The following is a 17433-nucleotide window of genomic DNA, read 5'->3' as shown; positions in this document are numbered from 1 at the left end:
TCGGCTTCCCGCCGGACCGGCCCACGGCATGCGCACGCACATGAACTCCGGTGACGCGGCACAACACCCTCCCCCACGGCAAGGACTCCGACGACAGCGTCAACGACGCCAGCTACGAGGTCGTCTACGTCGGCGGCCACGACTACGGCCCGAACAGGAGCAGCGGCCGCTACACCGGCGGCACCGGCGCCCGGGCCGAGAACATGTCCCCGATGTGGACGTTCTGCGGCATCCCCACGCTCCCTGCGGTTCGGAGACCGGGTTCCAGAAGGGCAGGAAGATCGACTGCGGTCCGAGTCGTCCGCCGGCCACAACGGGCCGGGCGTATTACGGCGACCATGTCGCCGGCGAGGCGGAGGGCTCCGGCTCCTCCCGGGTCGACCCGGCCACCGGCGCCGTCGCCACGACGCCGGAGCAGCCCCTGGTCGAACACGTACAGCGCCTGAACCAGATCCGCCGGGCCGTTCCGGTACTCCGGACGGGCCAGTACTCCACGGACGGCATCGGCGGCGGCATGGCCTTCAAGCGCCGCTGCACCCTCGGCTTCGGTCAGCAGCGTGCCTTCCTTCGCACCCACCGGTCTCTACCCGTGGTTGTCCTACCTGCTGATCGCCGTCGGTGGGATTCTCGCCACCACCACCGCCGGGATCACACACCCCCGCAGCCCTCCCCGGCGGATCCGCGACCGGCTCCGCCACCGGAGCACCACCCGCACCGTTCCCGGGCGGGCCGGCCGGGCTCGCCCGGGCGAAGCCGCCGCGGTGAGGGAAGGCGCCGCCGGACGGTCCCACCGAGGCGGCAGAGGCCGAGACAGCCCCGGCAGGTGCGGACCCGGCGGGGGCTGTCCCGGAGGACGGGTCAGTCCTGCGCCGCCGGCTCCTGGGTGAAGGCCGCGTGGAAGCGGCGGGTGTGGTCCACCTGGCGTTCCGGGCCGGTCAGGGTGACCGTCGCCGTCAGGCGCGCGTCGGTGCTCGAGGCGGCCAGGCGGAGTTGCAGGTCGCCGGGTTCGACGATCCGGTGGCCGTCGCGGCCGGTGAAGGAGGCCACGTCGGCCGGAACCGTGACGTGGATCCTGCGTGTCTCGCCCGGCTCCAGCTCCACCCGGGTGTAGCCGACGAGCCGCTGCACCGGCTGGACGACGGAGGCGACCGGGTCGTGGAGATAGAGCTGGACGACTTCGGTGCCGGACCGCTCACCGGTGTTGCGGACGGTGAGGGAGAGGGTGAACTCACCGTCCGTGGAAACCTGTTCGGCGTCCACGGCGAGGTCGTTCCAGGCGAACGCCGTGTACGTCAGGCCGTGTCCGAAGCCGAACGCCGGCGTCGGGTCGATGTTGGACACCTCGCTGACCTGGGCGAGCCGTGCGCCGAGGTAGGTGGTCGGCTGGGACCCCGGGCTGCGCGGCACCCCGACCGGGAGCCGTCCGGAAGGGCTGGTACGGCCGCTCAGTACCCCGGCGATCGCCTGGGTGCCCGCGACTCCGGGGAAGAAGGACTGCACGATCGCCGCGGACTCGGCGACGGCGCGGCCGAGCGCGTACGGCCGCCCGGCGAGCAGGACGGTCACCACCGGCCTGCCGGAGTCGAGCAGTGCGTCCAGCAGACGCTGCTGGACGCCGGGCAGGGCCAGGGACTCCGCGTCGCAGCCCTCTCCGCTGGTGCCGCGGCCGAACAGACCCGCGCGGTCGCCGAGTACGGCGATGACGACGTCCGCGTCCCGTGCCGCGTCGACCGCTTCACCGATGCCGGAGAGGTCCCCGTCGTCGACGCCGGTCCCGCGGGCGACGGTGATGTCCGCGTCGGGAAACTCCGCGGCCAGGGTGTCCCGCAGGGTGGGCAGGTCGATCCCGACCGGGACGTCCGGGTGCTGCACGCCCACGTGTTGGGGAAAGGAGTAGCAGCCCAGTACGGCGGTGGCCTCGGCCGCGTTGGGGCCGACCAGGGCGATGCGGCGGGGCCGGGCGAGCGGCAGGGTGCCGTCGTTGGCGAGCAGGACGATCGCCTTCTCGGCGATCTCGCGGGCCAGTTCCCGGTTCTCGGGCCGGTCCAGGTCGATCGTGCCGCGCAGGGCGTCCGGATCGTCCGGGTCCACGCCGTCGAGCGCGGGCGGCACCGGGCTCCAGTCCGGATCGAGCAGGCCGAGCATCGCCTTCTGGCCGAGGACGCGGCGCAGGGCGCGGTCGATGACCGGCTCCGGTACCCGGCCGTCGGCGACGGCCTCGGCGAGCGGTGCGCCGAACGTCTTGACGGTGGGCAGTTCGACGTCGACGCCGGCCTTCAGCGCGGCGCCCGCGGCCTGCGCCCAGTCGCCCGCGACGCCGTGCAGGGTCTTGAGGAAGGCGATGCCGAAGTAGTCGGCGACGACGGTGCCGTCGAAGCCCCAGGTGTCGCGGAGCAGTCCGGTCAGCAGGCTCTCGTCGGCCGCGGCGGGGACGCCGTCGGTGTCCGTGTAGGAGTGCATCACGGAGCGGGCGCCGCCCTCGCGGATCGCCATCTCGAACGGTGGCAGCAGGACGTCGGCCCGTTCGCGGGCGCCCATGGGCGCGGGGGCGAGGTTACGTCCGGCGCGGGAGGCCGAGTAGCCGACGAAGTGCTTGAGGGTGGCGACGATCCCGGCGGACTCCAGGCCCTGGACGTACGCGGTGCCGATGGTGCCGACGAGGTAGGGGTCCTCGCCGATGGTCTCCTCCACCCGGCCCCAGCGGGCGTCGCGCACCACGTCGAGGACGGGCGCGAGACCCTGGTGGACACCGACGGACCGCATGTCGCGGCCGATGGCGCTGGCCATCCGGCGCACCACGTCCGGGTCGAAGGTGGCGCCCCAGGAGAGCGGGACGGGGTAGGCGGTGGCTCCCCAGGCGGCGAAGCCCGCCAGGCATTCCTCGTGCGCGACGGCGGGAATCCCGAAGCGGCCCGCCGAGGTGATACGGGACTGGGTGCGCAGCAGGGAGAGCGCGCCGAGCGCCGGGTCGACGGGTGCGGTGCCGAAGGGGCGGGTCAGCTGGCCCAGCCCGGCGGGCAGAAGCGCGTCGAGGTCGACGGCCTCCTCCATGTCGTGCTGGTGCGGGGCCACTTCGCCGCCGTCGGCGGACGCGCCGACCCACACGCCGTACAGCTGGGCGATCTTCTCGTCCAGGGTCATCGCGCCGATCAGCGCGTCGACCCTGTCGGCGACGGGGCGGTCGGGGTCGTTCCAGAGGGGGATTTCGGGGATGGTCTCTACGGCCACGTCGGCAGTCACTTTCCTCCGACACCCATCAGACCCTGGACCAGGGCACGACGGGCGAACAGGTAGACGAGCAGGATGGGCACCATGGACAGCACCACGGCTCCCAGCAGACCGGGGATGTCGATACCGTGTTCGGTCTGGAAGTTGTACAGACCCAGGGTGACGACCTTGCTGGAGTCGGACTGGGTCAGGACGAGCGGGAACAGGAAGCCGTTCCATGCCTGGAGCGCGGAGAAGACCACGATCGTGGACAGTCCGCCCCTCGACAGCGGCAGTACGAGTTGGAAGAACATGCGCCGCGGGGAGGCGCCGTCCATGGCCATGGCCTCGTACAGTTCCGGGGAGATGTCGCGCATCGCGCCGCTGAGGATCAGCGCCGCCATCGGCAGGCAGAACGCGGCCGTGGGCAGGATGACGCCCAGCAGGTTGTCGTACAGTCCGGCCTCGCTGATCAGGTAGAACATCGGCACGATGACGGCCTGGGCGGGGATGGCGAGACCGAGCAGGAACAGCCGGAAGATCGCCGACGTGGTCCGGCCCCGGCTGCGCACGATCGCGTAGGCGAGTGGCGGGACCAGCAGCAGCACGATCCCGATCACGCAGCCGGTGACGACGAGCGTGTTGAAGAAGTACTGGCCGAAGCCCGAGTCGAAGGCGCCGGTGTAGTTGTCCAGGGTGAAGCTGTCCGGGATCGAGACCGGGCCGTTCTCGGCGTAGTCCTGTCGGGTGCGCAGGGTCGCGGCGAGCATCACGTACAGCGGCAGGCCGACCAGGAACAGCCAGAGGATCGAGCCGGCGCCGGCCAGGTAGTGGGGACGGCGCCTCATGACACACCCTCCATGGTGCTGCGCATCTTGTCGTAGCCGGAGACCCGGACGACGACCAGCGAGATGACGGTGGCCGCGACGACCAGGGACAGGGCGATGGCGGAGCCGGCGCCGAAGTCGAAGCCCTTGAACGCCTTGTCGTACATGTAGTAGGCGCTGATGGTGGTGTCGGTGCCGGGGCCGCCCTGGGTCAGGATGAGGACCGTCTCGAAGGTGGTCAGACCGCCGACGATCATCAGGATCATCGAGGTGATCATCGAGTTGCGCAGCTGCGGCAGTGTGATGTGGAAGAACTGCCGGTAGCGGCCCGCCCCGTCGATTTCGGCCGCCTGGTAGAGCACCTGCGGGACGGCCCGGGCGGCGCCCTGATAGATCAGCGTGTGGAACGGGGTGAACTGCCAGGTACTGACGAACGCCAGCACCCCGATGGCGGTGGCCTGTTCACCGAACAGGTTGCCGTCGCCGAACAGCCAGGCGGCCTCGGCCGGGATGCCGAAGTTCGGGTCGAGCAGCGCCCGCCACAGCACGGAGACGGCAGTGGCGGACAGCAGCAGCGGGACGAAGTAGATGACGGACAGCACGGCGCGGTTGCGCTGGTGGCCGGCGGCCCAGACGCCGAGCAGGATGCTCAGCGGCGTCTGGATGACCACGCCGAGCGCGGTCAGGAGCAGGGTCAGCCAGATGCTCTTGAGCATCACCGGGTCGTCCATCAGGCGCGACCAGTTGTCCATGCCGACGAATTCGGGTGAGCCGATTCCGTCCCAGCTCATGAAGGACAGCACCGCCACCATGATCAGCGGAGTGACCGCGAAGAGGGCGAAGAACACTGCGGCGGGCAGCGCCCAGGCGAAGCCGGGACGACCCACCTTCGTTGCGGACGAGGCGGGCGGCCGCCGCCGGGGCCCCTTGCGGGGTCCGGCGGCGGGCGGAGCGCTCGTGGTCTTTGTCGTCATGAGCCGTTCGTCACTCGGTCGGGAGGGCCTGCATGGCCTTGATGAAGCCGTCCGCGTCGAGCTGTCCGTTGAAGAACTGCTGGATGGCCTTGTGCATGGAGGAGCTCGCCTTCTGCGGGTACGCCTGGTCCCAGGACAGCTGGAACGACGGGGCGTCGGCGACGAGGTCGTACTGGAAGCGCGAGTACTCGGGGGTGGACGAGGTGTCGATGAACTTGTCGGTGTTGGTCGTGGTCGGCAGGTTGCCGATGTCCAGCTGTGCCTTGACGAAGTCGTCGGAGTACATGAGCTCCAGGAACTCGGCGACGGCCTCGGGGTGCTTCGTCTTCTTCATCACCGAGTAGTAGTTGTTCGTGTTGCCGGCGACGCTGGCCGGGTCGCCCTTGCCGCCCTCGACGGTCGGGAAGGCGGTGTAGCCGAGGTCCTTCTCGGCGAATGCCTTGTGGTCCGTGAGCTGCTGGGAGTAGTACCAGGAGCCCATCAGCTCGAAGCCGGCCTTGCCGGAGGACACCAGCTGGACCGAGCCGCCGTTGGTGTACTTGACGGAGTCGTAGTTCTTGCCGAAGGCGCCGGCGTCGACGAGCTCCCTGATCATGCTCAGGGCCTTCTTGCTGTCCGCGCTCTCCCAGGCGCTCTTGTCGCCGCCGACGGCCTTCTCGAACAGTCCGGGGCCGGCCACGCGGTCGAAGAGGTACTGGAACCACATCTGCGTCGGCCAGATGTCGCCGCCGCCGAGCGCGATCGGCGTCACGCCCTCGTCCTTGAGCTTCCCGACCGCGTCGAGCAGTTCGTCCCAGGTCTTCGGCGGCGTGACGCCCGCCTCGTCGAGGACCTTCTTGTTGTGGAAGAGCAGGACCGGCTGGGTGCCCCGCATCGGGATGCCGTACGGCTTGCCGTCGACGACGGCGTTGTTGAAGACGGAGGGAAGGAACTTGTTCTCCAGGTCCGGGTTCTTCTCGATGAAGTCGTCGAGCGGCATCAGCAGGTCGGCCTTGACGAACGGCTTGATGCTGCCGCCGCCCCAGTTGAAGAAGACGTCCGGTGCCTGCGGGGTGCTGATGATCGTCTGAAGCTTCTTCTGGTAGTCCGCACCGGGGATGGTGTCGAGGACGACCTTGACGTCGGACGTTTCGTTGAACGTGTCGACGAGCTTCTTCTCGACCTTGTTGGTGGCGTCCCCGTAGACCAGGACATGGATCTTGCCGTCGTCCGCCGACGCCCCGCCGTCCCCGCCGCCGCAGGCCGAAAGGGCCAGTGCCAGGGTGAGCGTCGCACCACCGGCGACCAGTCTGGGCAAGCGCGCACGTGTCTTCATCGTTCGCCTTTCGAAAGTTTCGGCCTCATCGCCGAAAGTCCATGCCGTGGGACAGTAGGTCAGACGGAAGTTCCGGTCAACGGTCGAGTCGGCACTCACCCAAACCGTTACCGACACGCGGTGCCGTATCCTGCGGCTATGCACGATGAAGGCGAGACGAGCGGCAGAATCACCCTGGCCACGGTGGCGAAGGAGGCCGGCGTTTCGATGCCGACAGTTTCGAAGGTCCTCAACGGCCGATCGGACGTCTCCCGTACGACCCGCGCCAAGGTGGAACGGCTGCTGGATGCCCACGGTTACCGCCGCCGCGCCCAGTCGGCGTCCCGCTCCCCGCTCATCGAGATCGTCTTCCACGAGCTGGAGAGCGTCTGGGCGATGGAGCTGATCCGGGGCGTGGAGAGCGTCGCCAAGGAGAACCGCGCGACGGTGGCGCTCACCGAGAGCGGCACCCGGCACACCCCCGCTCCGGAGTGGCTCCCGGGCGTGCTGCAACGCAGGCCTCTCGGCGTCGTGCTGGTCTTCTCCACCCTCCCGGAGGACATCAAACGCCAGCTCAGAGCGGCGGCCATCCCCCTCGTCGTCATCGACCCGGCGGGCGACCCCGCCCCCGACGTCCCCTCGGTCGGCTCCGCGAACTGGGCCGGCGGCCTCGCCGCCACCCGCCATCTCACCGACCTCGGTCACGAGCGGGCCGCGATCATCACCGGCCCCGAGGACATGCTCTGCTCGCTCGCCCGTCTCGACGGCTACCGCTCCGCCATGGCGATGGCGGGCCTGGAGACCGACCCGCGTCTGATGCGCTTCGGCGACTTCCACGTACAGAGCGGCTTCGAGCACGCCATGGACCTGCTGAACGGCACCGACCGGCCGACGGCGGTCTTCGCGGGCAGCGACCTCCAGGCACTCGGCGTCCTGGAGGCGGCCAGGGTCAGGGGCCTGCGCGTACCGGAGGACCTGTCGGTGGTGGGCTACGACGACGTACCACTGGCCCAGTGGTCGAGCCCGCCCCTCACCACAGTCCACCAGCCCCTGCGGCACATGGCCGAGGAGGCCGCCCGCATGCTCCTCCGCCCGGACGCCCCCGGCACGGCGGCACAGCGCATCGAACTGGCGACGCACCTGGTGGTACGGCAGAGCACGGCCCGGTTGCGGAAGGCTTGAGACATGGCCTGCGGACCCCTCGCCGCCCGCGCGTGAAGCTGCCGGGGAGCCGCCCCGGCCGTGCGCCGGAACGCCGGACGCCGGAACGCCGGGGGCGCTCCGCAGGTGCGCCGGACGGCACGGCTGAAGCCGGCAGGGCGTGGGAGCCCCCGTGGGGCGGCGATCCCGCCGGTCGTCCGGTGCCGTGGTCGCGGGGCGGCGAGGTCGGCACTGGTGCGTTCCAGCCGGCGGCGGCGACGGGAAGGCCGCGGCGCGTCCTGTTCCGGCTCGAAGCGGTCCACGGGCGGCAGACGTGTACCCGCCCGTCGCGGACCACCACCGGAGAACGCGGGAGGACCGCCCGCCGGGCGGGCGGCGGCCACCTCCCTTCCGGTCCCGGACCCCATTGCCGCGGCGACGGCCGTCGCCGCGGTGCCGTCCAGCGGCTCGCTGAACACGCGAAACCCGCAAAGGCGACACCAGCGTGCTACGCGATGGCGCGCGTCCGGCCGTCCCCGGGCGGGTCGCCGGGCGAAGCGCACCCTGTTGACCATCGTGGAGCGAAGGGACGGCACGCCGGGTCCGCGTGACCGCAACGAGGGAGATCCGGGACCGGACGGCTTCCTCGGCCGGACCAGGGAGGTGGTCCGGGTGGTCACCGGCTCTGTGGTGACGTGCGGGGTGTGCGGGGCGGAAAACCGGGTAGTGGAGCGACGGCCCTGCCCGCGACGTGCGGCGGCGCGGAAGGAGAGTTCCTGATGTCGATGGCCCGCCCCGCAGTGCCGCGGGACCGGATCGAGCAGCCCGAAGCCCTCCCGGACGTCTCCGCGACCGGCGGTGTGCGGGTGCCTCAGCGGACGAGGGGCAGCGTCCACGCGCTGTACGCCTCCACCGGAACCCGCGGTCCCGGAGCGGCCTGATCACGGTTCGTCATCGGTTGCCGACGCCCGGCCCAGGACGGTTCGCTCCTGAACAGCGGCTGACCTCCACCGGGTCGTGCCCACGACCTCCAGCAGAATCCAGCAGAAACGGATCAGAAGACATGCATGCCACGGAAAGAGTCGCTGCGCCGATCTACGACCGGTTGATAGCCGAACGCGGTGACGTCGTCTCGGTGGCCGCGCGCACCGCGGAACGGACCCGGCGTGAGGTCGCCGAAGTTCTGGACTTCGGCTTCCCGCACGTGGACGGCCCCGCTCCGGACACGGACGAGGACGACGACGCGAGGGCGGCCGAACAGGAGCGGTAGGGCCCGCGCCGTCCGCCGCTCCGCGCGTACCGGCCGTATGGGAGGGGCCGACTCGGGTACTGGACTCACCATGACCGACATCGATCTGCACAGTTCCGCATTCGTGGACCACGGACGTCTCCCGCACAGCTGCGCGAGAGGCGAGGACAACCTCTCGCCACCTCTGTCCTGGTCCGGCGTCCCTGAGGAGGCGTCAGAGCTGGCTCTCCTGTGTGAGCGTCTCGACGCACCGCACAGCGGCTTTCTGCTCTGGCTGGTGACCGGTATCGACCCACGCCGTGACGGACTGGCGGCCGGGACCGGCGACCCGGGCAGTTACGTACACAGGAACGGTTACGGTGAGGACGGTTGGGGCGGGACCGTCACGCCGGAAGACGGGCCAGACCGTTACGCCTTTCGTCTCTACGCCCTCCCGGCCCCCGTTTCGATACCCCATGACGTGACGGCGGACGCCGCACGTGAGGTGCTGGACCGCCAGAGCCTCGGTCATGGGACTCTCGTGGGCCTGTACTGATCCGGAAAGGCGTCGGGCCGTACGGCGCGCCGCCGGCGCCCTTTGGGCCGAACCGTTCCGGGGCCGAGGCCCTGACGTGCCCTGCGGTCGGCGCCCTTTCCTCCGGTGAGCGGAACCTGTCCGCCCGGTCGCGGGGCCCGCGTTCCTCGGCGTCTGCCCGCTCCTGGCCGTTCGTGTCTGCTGCGGAGGCCGGTGGCCGTCCCCCCGGCCGGTGGAACGAGGCGCCGCGCCCGCCGGCTCCCGGTCGTGTCAGGCGTTGAGCTGCCAGATGGCGAGGTTGAGGGCCGCGGCGTACAGCGTCCACAGCGCGTAGGGGACGAGGAGGAGCGAGGCCGCCGGGCTCGTGCGCCGGAAGAGCAGCATCGTGGCACCGAGAGCGGCCAGGAGCAGGCAGATGTCGAGGAACGCGAGGCCGTACCGGCCGGCTGTGAAGAACAACGGCGTCCAGGCCAGGTTGAAGGCGAGCTGCGCGCCCCAGAGGGCGATCTCCGCCTTCACCTCCGCCAGTGGCCGACGGCGCAGCACGAGCCAGGCGGAGACGGCGATGGTGGCGTACAGCACCGTCCAGACCGGCCCGAACAGCCAGGAGGGCGGGGCCCACGCGGGGCGCTCGAGTGAGCGGTACGTGCTGCCCGCGTCCGTGGCCGCGACACCGCCCAGAGCGGCAACCGCGTAGCAGATCGCGAGGAGCAGGAGCAGGAGCGGGAGCGACCGGCGCGGGGCGGAGCGGGGTCGCGGGTCCTTCCTGGGCGGGGCTCCCGTCACCTGCTGCCTCCTTCCGTCGCACCGGCGGCGCCGTGACCGGGTGCCCCAAAACCGCTGTCCGATACGCCACGGGACGCGCGGCGTCCGCTCACGCCCGCCCCGGACGTGCCCGTGCCGAGGCGTCGCCGGTGCGGCCCGGCACCCGGCCATGCCCGCCACATCCTTCACACCTGCCGTATCGGGCGTAACGGTCGTACAGTGGGAGGCGCAACCTCTGCCGATACTGCGGCACGTCCGTGCCGCAGCCATCTGCCGGCTCAGCCGGCATCTGGCGGAGGTGTGCCGTGCCCGACGACCGTCGGCCTTCTCTCTTCAGCGCCGCCCTGTTCCCCGCCGAACGCGGATGGATCCGCGAGGCCGCGTGCGCGGGCGAGGACCCGGAGTTGTTCTTCCCTCTGACCGAGCGGGAGAGCGAGTCCCAGGTCGCTCGCGCCCGTGCGGTCTGCCGTCGCTGCCGCGTCCTGCTCGCCTGCCGCCGGTGGGCCGTCGAGCAGGGCGAGGACGCCGGCATCTGGGGGGCGACCACCGCCGCGCAGCGTCGCGCCATCCGGCGGGAGCTGTTCGACGGCCGCGAGGGACGAACGACGTGGGAGACGGTTCGCACGCGTCGGGAATGACGTCGGCCGCCGCGGCGCCGGAAACGACGAGGGCAGAGCCTCGGCAGCCGAGACGGGCGAACAAGTGCTCGACATTCGGCGTGAGCCCCAAGAGCCCGCGGACGGCACGCCGGACCATCATGCGTAACGCGTGCGCAGCTCGCGGACGACGCCGAAGGCGGCGGCGGTGACCGGGACCGCGAGGAGCACTCCGACGATCCCGGCCACGGACGCGCCCGCGGTGAGCGCCACGAGGACCAGCGCCGGGTGGATCCGCACGGTCCGGCTCTGGACCATCGGCTGGAAGACGTTCCCCTCCAGCGCCTGCACCACGAGCACCACCCCGAGCACCCACAGCGCGACGACGAACCCCCGGTCGGCGAGCGCGACCAGCACGGCCGCGGCCCCGGAGACGAAGGCGCCGATGTAGGGGACGTAGGCGCCGATGAAGACGATCGCCCCGAGCCCGAGGGCGCCCGGCACGCGCAGGATCAGCAGACCGGCGGTGATGCAGACGGCGTCGGTGAGCGCGACCACGGTGGTGCCCCGCATGAACCCCTCCACGCCTTCGAAGGCCCGCCGGGCCATCGCCTCGACGGTGTCGGCGCTGCCGCGCGGGACGAGCGAGCGCAGCGTGCCGGCGGCCTGATGGGAGTCGCGCAGGAAGAAGAAGACCAGCAGCAGCGCGAGCACGGCCATGCCCAGGGCCTGCGCGACGAAACCGGCCCCGGTCACGACGCCGGAGGCGGCCGTTCCCCCGAATCTGCCCAGCAGGTCCAGGGCGTCGTCGGCGAGGTCCCCCAGCGAGGTGCCGTCCGCCCCGAAGTGGTCGGCCAGCCCGCGCACCCCCGTGCGCAGCGAGGCGACGATCTGGTCCCAGGTGTCGACCAGCGCGGCCGTGACGACGTACACGGCACCACCTACCACGGCGAGGACGGCGGTGCAGGTGAGCCCGGCGGCGACGGACCGGTTGACCTTCGCCTTCACCATCCACCGGTACAGAGGGAGGAGCAGCGCGGTGCCGAGCAGAGCGAGCAGCACGGGAACGACGGCCGGCCGCAGCGCCACGCACACCTGGATCCCGACGTAGCCGACCCCGATGACCAACAGGATCACGGCACACCAGGCTGCGAGCCGGCGAACGGGCTCCGGGAGCAATTGCACATGTGCACCGTACGTACCGGCCGCGCCGTCCTGGGTGAACGGCCCGCCCGCTTCGCATGCCGTCAGCTTCCCGCACCGCTGATCCGAAGGAGAGATTCACCCGAACGCCTCCAGGAGGCGGCGTCACCCGAGGGTGGGCGGGGAGACCGGGGACGTGCGCGCCCATGCCACCGGCAGGGTGGAACGGACGGCCGGCCTGGAAGTCGTGGAGGTGGACTTCGCCGCGGACGGCATTCACTTGCCGGACGAGGGGGGAGGGACCGGAGCAGGGCGAGAGACGGGTGACGTGACCGGACGTCCGGGGCCGGGCCGTCCGGCGGTCCGCGTCCCGCGACCGGAGAGCGGACGGCCTGAGCACACGGCACCGGACATCTCCGGCAGTTCCCCACCTGGCCCGAGGAGTGATGCCCCACCGCGGTGGGCGTGGCATGCCTGTCAGCGGCGGCCTGCAGTCGGCCGGAACTCCGGGAGAGAGGTGGCACAGGGATGTACGCGAGAATGGCGGGGTCGTGGCGAAGGGCGGTGAGCCTCCTCGTGGCGGGCTGTCTGGCCGCCGCGGGTACGACGGGATGCGGCAGCGATGAGGCCGAGTACAACCCACCGGGCGCCGACGCCCGTGTCGGACCGGTCCTGATCCGCTACGCGCACATCGCCGAACCCCCCGACGGCCCGTGGGATCCGGGGGACGACGCCCCCTTCCATCTCTGGCTGTTCAACCAGGGGCAGAGCGCCGACAGGCTGCTCGGCGCCGGGACGACGGTCGCACGGTCCGTGGACGTCGTGAGCGCGGACGGCACGGTCCGGGGCCCGGTCGAGGTACCCACCGGGAAACTGGTCGAACTCGAGGAAGGGCGCCTCCACCTGCTGCTTCGGGACCTGCGCCGGCAGATCCGCGGCGGGGGCTACGCGTGGATCACCCTGCGTTTCGAACGAGCGGGCGAGGTCGCCCTGCAGGTGCACTCCCAGGTCCCCACCTACGTCGACGATGCCACCGACGCGCCGGGACTGACGTCCCTCTCGCCGGATGAGTGACGTCCACTGACCCGTCCCGCGCTCACGGCGGGTGTCGACGGTCGCCCGCACCGCGCCGGAGGGACGGGAGGAAAAGCGGTGAGGCCGCGGGTGAGGCGGAACCGGGCGGCACCTCGGAAACCTGGTGGCGTACGGCATCGGGGGGGGGGGGCGGTCGGGGCCGGCCGGACGGTGCGGGTGGGCGCCGCACCGTCGGGGTGGAGTCCGACCGGCCCTGTACGGAGTCCGGGAGACCGTGGTGGCCGCCGGGCTGGTGCTGCTTCCCCTGGCCGCCTGGACGGGCGTGCGCTCGGTGTGACCGGAGTTCACAGCAGACGGGCCGTGAGCGCACCACCGTGCGTACGGGGCCGGCGGAGCACTGGCCGTCGACCGTCCTGCGCCGGGGTTCCTGTCCGTGTCACGCCGGGCGGCGCTCCAGGATCTCGCCGGTCTTCGCGTCCACCACATGGACCGTCGCCGACTCGTCTGCCACGCCGAGGACATCGACCCGCCAGACCGGATCGCCTTCACGCCCCTGCAGTTCGAGGGCGGTGACCAGCTCACCGTTCGCCGTGTCGGCCGCTTCACGAGCCGCCTCGCCCGGCAGGAGCCGAGCCTCGTCCAGGTGCCGCATCAGCTCCTGGCGCTCGGAGTCCGCCAGGTCGGGGCCGGGGCTCGTCCCCAGCACCTCGCCCCGGGTGGCACCGAGCCGGACCGTCGTGAGCTGTCCGTCCTGGTCCGCGATCCGGCTCTCCCACACGGGCGAGTTCGACTCGGGCTCCTTGAGCTCCAGAGCAACCAGTTCACCGGCGGTCACCTCGGCCACGGAGAGGCGAATGGCGCGCTCGTAGTCGATGTCGACCATCTCGAACCGCTCGGCGGGCTCGTTCAGCGGATCCTCCCGGCCACAGGCCACGAGCAGCGACAACGCGACGACCGGTGCACAAAGGGCCACCGCGAACCGCCTCCAGACCCGTCCGACCTCTTGCCGGCAGGTGATTCCCGTCATTCCCATACGGGTCGACTATCCGCCCTGAATGAAATCAATAACACATATGAAGAAAATCAACCGTGATGCACCAATGCCGCGTCCACCCCCGGCACCGCTCTACGATTTGTCCCGTTCGCGGCGTTATGTAGTCTGAGTTCGTGCTGACGCGTGACATGTTCCGGGTCCAGCTGTGGCCCGTGCCGATGCTGGGTCTCGTACTCGCCGTCGTCGCGGGCGTGGCACTGCCTCGGCTGGACGAGCGGCTTCAGCACGAGCTCCCGTCCTGGCTGAGCGACTACTTCTTCGGCGGCAGCTCGGATGCCGCACGCGCGGTGCTGGAAGCCATCGCCGGCTCCCTGATCACGGTCACGGCGCTGACCTTCTCGCTCACCGTGCTGACGCTTCAACTGGCGAGCAGCCAGTTCTCCCCCCGTGTGCTGCGGACCTTCAACTCGGACCGGTACGTCCAGACGACCCTGGCGCTCTTCCTCGCGACGTTCACCTATGCCCTGACCGTGCTGCGCACCGTACGCACCGGCGAGGACGAGCGGGCCAGGTTCGTCCCCGAGCTGTCGGTCACGGTCGCCTTCCTGCTCACCCTGGCCAGCCTGCTCGCCCTCGTCCTGTTCCTGTCCCACCTGGCGCGCGAGATCCGGGTCGAGACGATGATGAGCAGCATCCACTCCGCCTCCGGCCGCACCCTCGGCCGGCTCCTCCCGAAGGAAGAGGACACGGACCGCGGGGACTCCGGCGGCGCGCACCCCTCCGACGCACCGCCGGAACCGCCCGCGGGCGCGCTGCCCCTGAGCGTCGGATCCTCCGGATTCTTCACCTCCGTCGACGAGGCGGCCCTTCTGAGGGCAGCCGTCGAAGCCGACGCCGTCCTGCTCATCGACCGCCTCCCCGGGAGCTCGCTGATCGCCGCCACGCCCGTGGGAGTCGCCTGGCCGCGCGCCGGGGAGCCGTTCTCCCCCGACGCATGGACCCGTCTGGCCGAACGAGCCGCCAAAGCGGTGAGGACCGGCCCTGAACGCACCGGCCTCCAGGACGTCGCCTTCGGGCTCCGGCAGCTCACCGACATCGCCACCAAGGCGCTCTCCCCCGGGATCAACGACCCGACGACCGCTGTGCACGCCCTGTCCCACTCCGCCGCGCTGCTGTGCGAGCTGGCCCGGCACGATCTGGGCCCCCGGCTGCTGCGCGACGACGGCCGGCAGGTCAGAGTCGTGCTGCGGCGCCCCGGCCTGGAGGACCTCCTGGACCTGGCCATGGCCCAGCCTCTGCGGTACGGCGCCACCGAGCCCGCCGTCCTGGCTCGCCTCGCGATGCTGCTGCGCGAACTCGCCTGGAACAGCGCACCCGACCGGCACCCGCCCATCGTCGCCGCTCTCGCCCTGCTGCGCTCCACCATCGGCGCCCAGAACCTCCACTCCACCGAGTACGGCCGGCTCGCCGAGCTGACCGGACTCGTCGACGAGGCCCTGGCCGGGCGGTGGACACACGGCCGCACCCGCTGACCGGCGCCGGGCCGCGAGCAGGATCAACCGACAGGAACTCTCTCCTTGAGGAAGCCGGTCAGCAGATCGGTAACGGCCGATGGCCGCTCCAGGCCGGGAAGGTGACCTGCCCATGGCAGTTCGACGTGGTCGGCGTTCGCTAGCAGATGCGGCAGTCGGGCAGCGATCTGTCGGAAGTCCGCCAGATCATGCGCACCCGACAGGACGAGGCAGGGCGCTCGAACTGCCGCCAGATCGACCGCGGCCTCGACCGGCTCGAACTCCTCAGCGGCTGCCGACTGCAGTTCGAAGGCGTGCCGCTGCATCCGGCGTACCGCCTCGCAGGCGGTCTCGTCGGCGTCCGGGCCGAGCCAGGTCTCGACCATCAGTTCCGTCGCGCCGGCGATGTCCCCCGCTTCGAGCAGCGCTTCCTCGCGCTCCCCGAGCGCACTCAGTTCGGCAGAGGGTTCATGACCGGGCAGGGCGGAACAGATCAGCCCCATGGCGCTCACCCGGTCCGGCCATCGCGCGGCGATCTCCAAGGCGACCTGCCCTCCGTACGAGGATCCCACCAGTGCCGCCCGCCCGATGCCCAGACTGTTCAAAAGGGCCAGCACGTCCTCGGCGTCGCTGTGAGGCCGGTCCGGCGCCGGCGTCTCACCGAAGCCCCGGAGATCACAGCGCACCAGCCGGTAACCGGCGTCGATCAGGGCGGACCACTGGGCGTCCCACATCCGCCGGTCGCACACCCCGGAATGCAGCAGCACCAGCGCAGGACCGTCTCCGGCCACATCATGAGAGAGCGTCATCCGGCAGACCCTACTCAGGAACTGCTCGAGACACCTCCCGATCAGCACCGCCACTGCCCCGCCGTCAGCCCGGCGAGCCATGCCGGGCACAGCAGCGGCCACCACTCCCGGGGGCGCACGCGCCCACGCGTACGAGTGCGCCCCGTGTGCGCCGTGCCGTCCCGGTTGGCCTCCGGACAGGCGGCAACTCCGTCCAGCGGTGCGTGGAGGCCGGAGCGCAGGGTTCTCCGCGTCACGCTGAGCGCGGTGGGCGGGTCGAGGCCGACGAGGAGGAAACCCGTCCGGTACCGGTGGGCACATCGCCGGGCGGAGAAGCTCCAGCAGGCGGGGACCGCCGTCCCACGAGGCCCGCACGCCCTCCCGGATCCGGCCACGACCGCTCCTGAGGGGCGGGCGTGGAACCGGATCGAGGGACGGGACGTCAGGACGGCACCGTGCGTTGCGGACCGGTTCCCGGAGTCAGTCCGGGTCCGTCGTCGGGATCGCCACCAGCCTGGTCACGGTGCCGTCGTCGCCGACCACGTCGCGCACGTGCCGGAAGCCCAGTCGGCGGCACATGGCCAGGCTGGCGGTGTTGTCGGCGCCGACCATGCCGTAGGCCTCCTTCAGGCCCAGGTTGTCGGCGGCGTGGCGGAGCAGGCCGCGGACCACTTCTGTGCCCAGGCCCCGGCCCCAGTACTCGGGGGCGAGGGCGGTGATCAGTTCGTGGCCGTCGACGTTGCCGGTCTTCTTCACCTCCGCGTGGCCGACGTAGACCTCCTCGCGCCACAGCCCCCACACGTCGAACCTGTGCTGCGGGTAGACGTCGGTGAGGATGGCGCGGAACAGCGTGCGCAGGTCGGCCTCCGGCACGCGTTCCTGGCCCATCCAGCGGCAGACCTCCTCGTCGCGCAGCAGGGCCACGAAGACGTCCTCGTCCTCGGGGCGGTAGGGCCGGAACGTGAGTCGCTCGGTGTGCAGGACCGGGGTCATGACGGCTCCTCGGGATGAGGCAGGGCGGGTGCAGGGCGGGCGGGGCACGGGCCGGGGTGCGGTTGCGGACGCGCCCCGGCCCGTCCTTCGCGGCTGCGCGGGACGCGTCAGGCCTCGGCGTTCTCCATGCGCTCCCGCAGGCTGCGCGGGCGCATGTCGGTCCAGACCTCGTCGACGTAGGCGGAGCACTCCGCCTCCGTGCCTTCCTTGCCGACGGGCTGCCAGCCGGCGGGCACCTCGACGTCGACGGGCCACAGCGAGTACTGCTCCTCGTCGTTGCGCAGCACCTGGTAGCGGGTGTTCTCGTCCATGTCTGTCGGTCTCGCTCTCTCGGGTCGGACAGGTGGCGGGCGAAGGGCTGGCGGTGGGGTGCCCGGCGGTGGGGCGCGGATCGCGGGGCGGG

The 17433-nt window shown here is 71.2% G+C and carries 17 protein-coding genes and 1 pseudogene; 8 read left to right on the top strand and 10 right to left on the bottom strand.

Annotation, left to right across the window (positions count from 1 at the left end; all coding sequences use genetic code 11):
* Positions 1-28: 28 nt before the first annotated feature.
* Positions 29-544 (top strand): annotated as a pseudogene (locus ORI94_RS07005) (alpha-amylase); the annotation flags it as partial.
* Between the two features lie 314 nt (positions 545-858).
* Here the strand turns inward: ORI94_RS07005 and ORI94_RS07000 are convergent.
* Genes ORI94_RS07000 through ORI94_RS06985 form a run of 4 tightly spaced genes read right to left on the bottom strand, consistent with a single transcriptional unit; the run spans position 859 to position 6323 of the window.
* Positions 859-3240 (bottom strand): glycoside hydrolase family 3 N-terminal domain-containing protein, encoded by a 2382-nt coding sequence (locus ORI94_RS07000; RefSeq protein ID WP_266073491.1) that lies wholly within the window; start codon positions 3238-3240, stop codon positions 859-861.
* Positions 3237-4055: a carbohydrate ABC transporter permease gene (locus tag ORI94_RS06995; protein ID WP_266073490.1), complete on the bottom strand. Its 819-nt coding sequence runs from the start codon at positions 4053-4055 to the stop codon at positions 3237-3239. The genes ORI94_RS07000 and ORI94_RS06995 overlap by 4 nt, the downstream gene beginning before the upstream one ends.
* Positions 4052-5008 carry a carbohydrate ABC transporter permease gene (locus ORI94_RS06990; RefSeq protein WP_266073489.1) on the bottom strand — a complete coding sequence of 319 codons (957 nt, stop codon included), beginning with the start codon at positions 5006-5008 and terminating at the stop codon, positions 4052-4054. Before ORI94_RS06990 ends, ORI94_RS06995 begins: the two co-directional genes overlap by 4 nt.
* Positions 5009-5018: 10 nt before the next feature.
* Complete coding sequence (locus tag ORI94_RS06985; RefSeq protein WP_266073488.1) at positions 5019-6323, bottom strand: ABC transporter substrate-binding protein; 1305 nt, start codon at positions 6321-6323, stop codon at positions 5019-5021.
* A 138-nt stretch (positions 6324-6461) separates the two neighbouring features.
* On the opposite strand from ORI94_RS06985, the gene ORI94_RS06980 reads away from it, so the two are divergent.
* From ORI94_RS06980 to ORI94_RS06965, 4 genes are all read left to right on the top strand, one after another.
* Positions 6462-7484: a LacI family DNA-binding transcriptional regulator gene (locus ORI94_RS06980; protein ID WP_266073487.1), complete on the top strand. Its 1023-nt coding sequence runs from the start codon at positions 6462-6464 to the stop codon at positions 7482-7484.
* Positions 7485-8221: 737 nt separating this feature from the next.
* Positions 8222-8383 carry a hypothetical protein gene (locus ORI94_RS06975; RefSeq protein WP_266073486.1) on the top strand — a complete coding sequence of 54 codons (162 nt, stop codon included), beginning with the start codon at positions 8222-8224 and terminating at the stop codon, positions 8381-8383.
* Positions 8384-8505: 122 nt separating this feature from the next.
* On the top strand, positions 8506-8712 hold the full coding sequence (locus tag ORI94_RS06970) for a hypothetical protein (RefSeq protein ID WP_266073485.1): 207 nt from the start codon (positions 8506-8508) through the stop codon (positions 8710-8712).
* Positions 8713-8782: 70 nt separating this feature from the next.
* On the top strand, positions 8783-9226 hold the full coding sequence (locus ORI94_RS06965; RefSeq protein WP_266073484.1) for a YbhB/YbcL family Raf kinase inhibitor-like protein: 444 nt from the start codon (positions 8783-8785) through the stop codon (positions 9224-9226).
* Between the two features lie 249 nt (positions 9227-9475).
* Here the strand turns inward: ORI94_RS06965 and ORI94_RS06960 are convergent, their stop codons facing one another.
* Positions 9476-9991, bottom strand: coding sequence for a TspO/MBR family protein (locus ORI94_RS06960; RefSeq protein ID WP_266073483.1), 516 nt, complete (start codon positions 9989-9991; stop codon positions 9476-9478).
* 284 nt (positions 9992-10275) lie between these two features.
* On the opposite strand from ORI94_RS06960, the gene ORI94_RS06955 reads away from it, so the two are divergent.
* Positions 10276-10608: a WhiB family transcriptional regulator gene (locus tag ORI94_RS06955; protein WP_323056027.1), complete on the top strand. Its 333-nt coding sequence runs from the start codon at positions 10276-10278 to the stop codon at positions 10606-10608.
* Positions 10609-10725: 117 nt separating this feature from the next.
* On the opposite strand, the gene ORI94_RS06950 is transcribed toward ORI94_RS06955, so the two are convergent.
* Entirely contained in the window at positions 10726-11751 is a 1026-nt protein-coding gene (locus ORI94_RS06950; RefSeq protein WP_266073482.1) for an AI-2E family transporter, read from the bottom strand.
* A 522-nt stretch (positions 11752-12273) separates the two neighbouring features.
* Here ORI94_RS06950 and ORI94_RS06945 point away from each other — a divergent pair.
* Positions 12274-12783 carry a copper chaperone PCu(A)C gene (locus ORI94_RS06945; RefSeq protein WP_266073481.1) on the top strand — a complete coding sequence of 170 codons (510 nt, stop codon included), beginning with the start codon at positions 12274-12276 and terminating at the stop codon, positions 12781-12783.
* 397 nt (positions 12784-13180) lie between these two features.
* Here the strand turns inward: ORI94_RS06945 and ORI94_RS06940 are convergent, their stop codons facing one another.
* A complete protein-coding gene (locus ORI94_RS06940) occupies positions 13181-13717 on the bottom strand; it encodes a PepSY domain-containing protein (protein WP_266073480.1) in 537 nt (178 codons plus the stop codon).
* A 194-nt stretch (positions 13718-13911) separates the two neighbouring features.
* Here ORI94_RS06940 and ORI94_RS06935 point away from each other — a divergent pair, with 194 nt between their 5' ends.
* Positions 13912-15270: a DUF2254 domain-containing protein gene (locus ORI94_RS06935; protein WP_266073479.1), complete on the top strand. Its 1359-nt coding sequence runs from the start codon at positions 13912-13914 to the stop codon at positions 15268-15270.
* Positions 15271-15293: 23 nt separating this feature from the next.
* Here the strand turns inward: ORI94_RS06935 and ORI94_RS06930 are convergent, their stop codons facing one another.
* The 3 genes from ORI94_RS06930 to ORI94_RS06920 form a co-directional block, all read right to left on the bottom strand.
* A complete protein-coding gene (locus ORI94_RS06930; RefSeq protein ID WP_266073602.1) occupies positions 15294-16058 on the bottom strand; it encodes an alpha/beta fold hydrolase in 765 nt (254 codons plus the stop codon).
* A 459-nt stretch (positions 16059-16517) separates the two neighbouring features.
* A complete protein-coding gene (locus ORI94_RS06925; protein ID WP_266073478.1) occupies positions 16518-17030 on the bottom strand; it encodes a GNAT family N-acetyltransferase in 513 nt (170 codons plus the stop codon).
* A gap of 107 nt (positions 17031-17137) precedes the next feature.
* Positions 17138-17341, bottom strand: coding sequence for an MbtH family protein (locus ORI94_RS06920; protein WP_042166983.1), 204 nt, complete (start codon positions 17339-17341; stop codon positions 17138-17140).
* Between the last annotated feature and the right edge of the window lie 92 nt (positions 17342-17433).

It is taken from the genome of Streptomyces sp. NEAU-W12 (genome assembly GCF_026242095.1).
In the GTDB taxonomy this organism is placed as follows: Bacteria; Actinomycetota; Actinomycetes; order Streptomycetales; family Streptomycetaceae; genus Streptomyces.
This window is presented reverse-complemented; position numbering and strand designations above follow the sequence as displayed.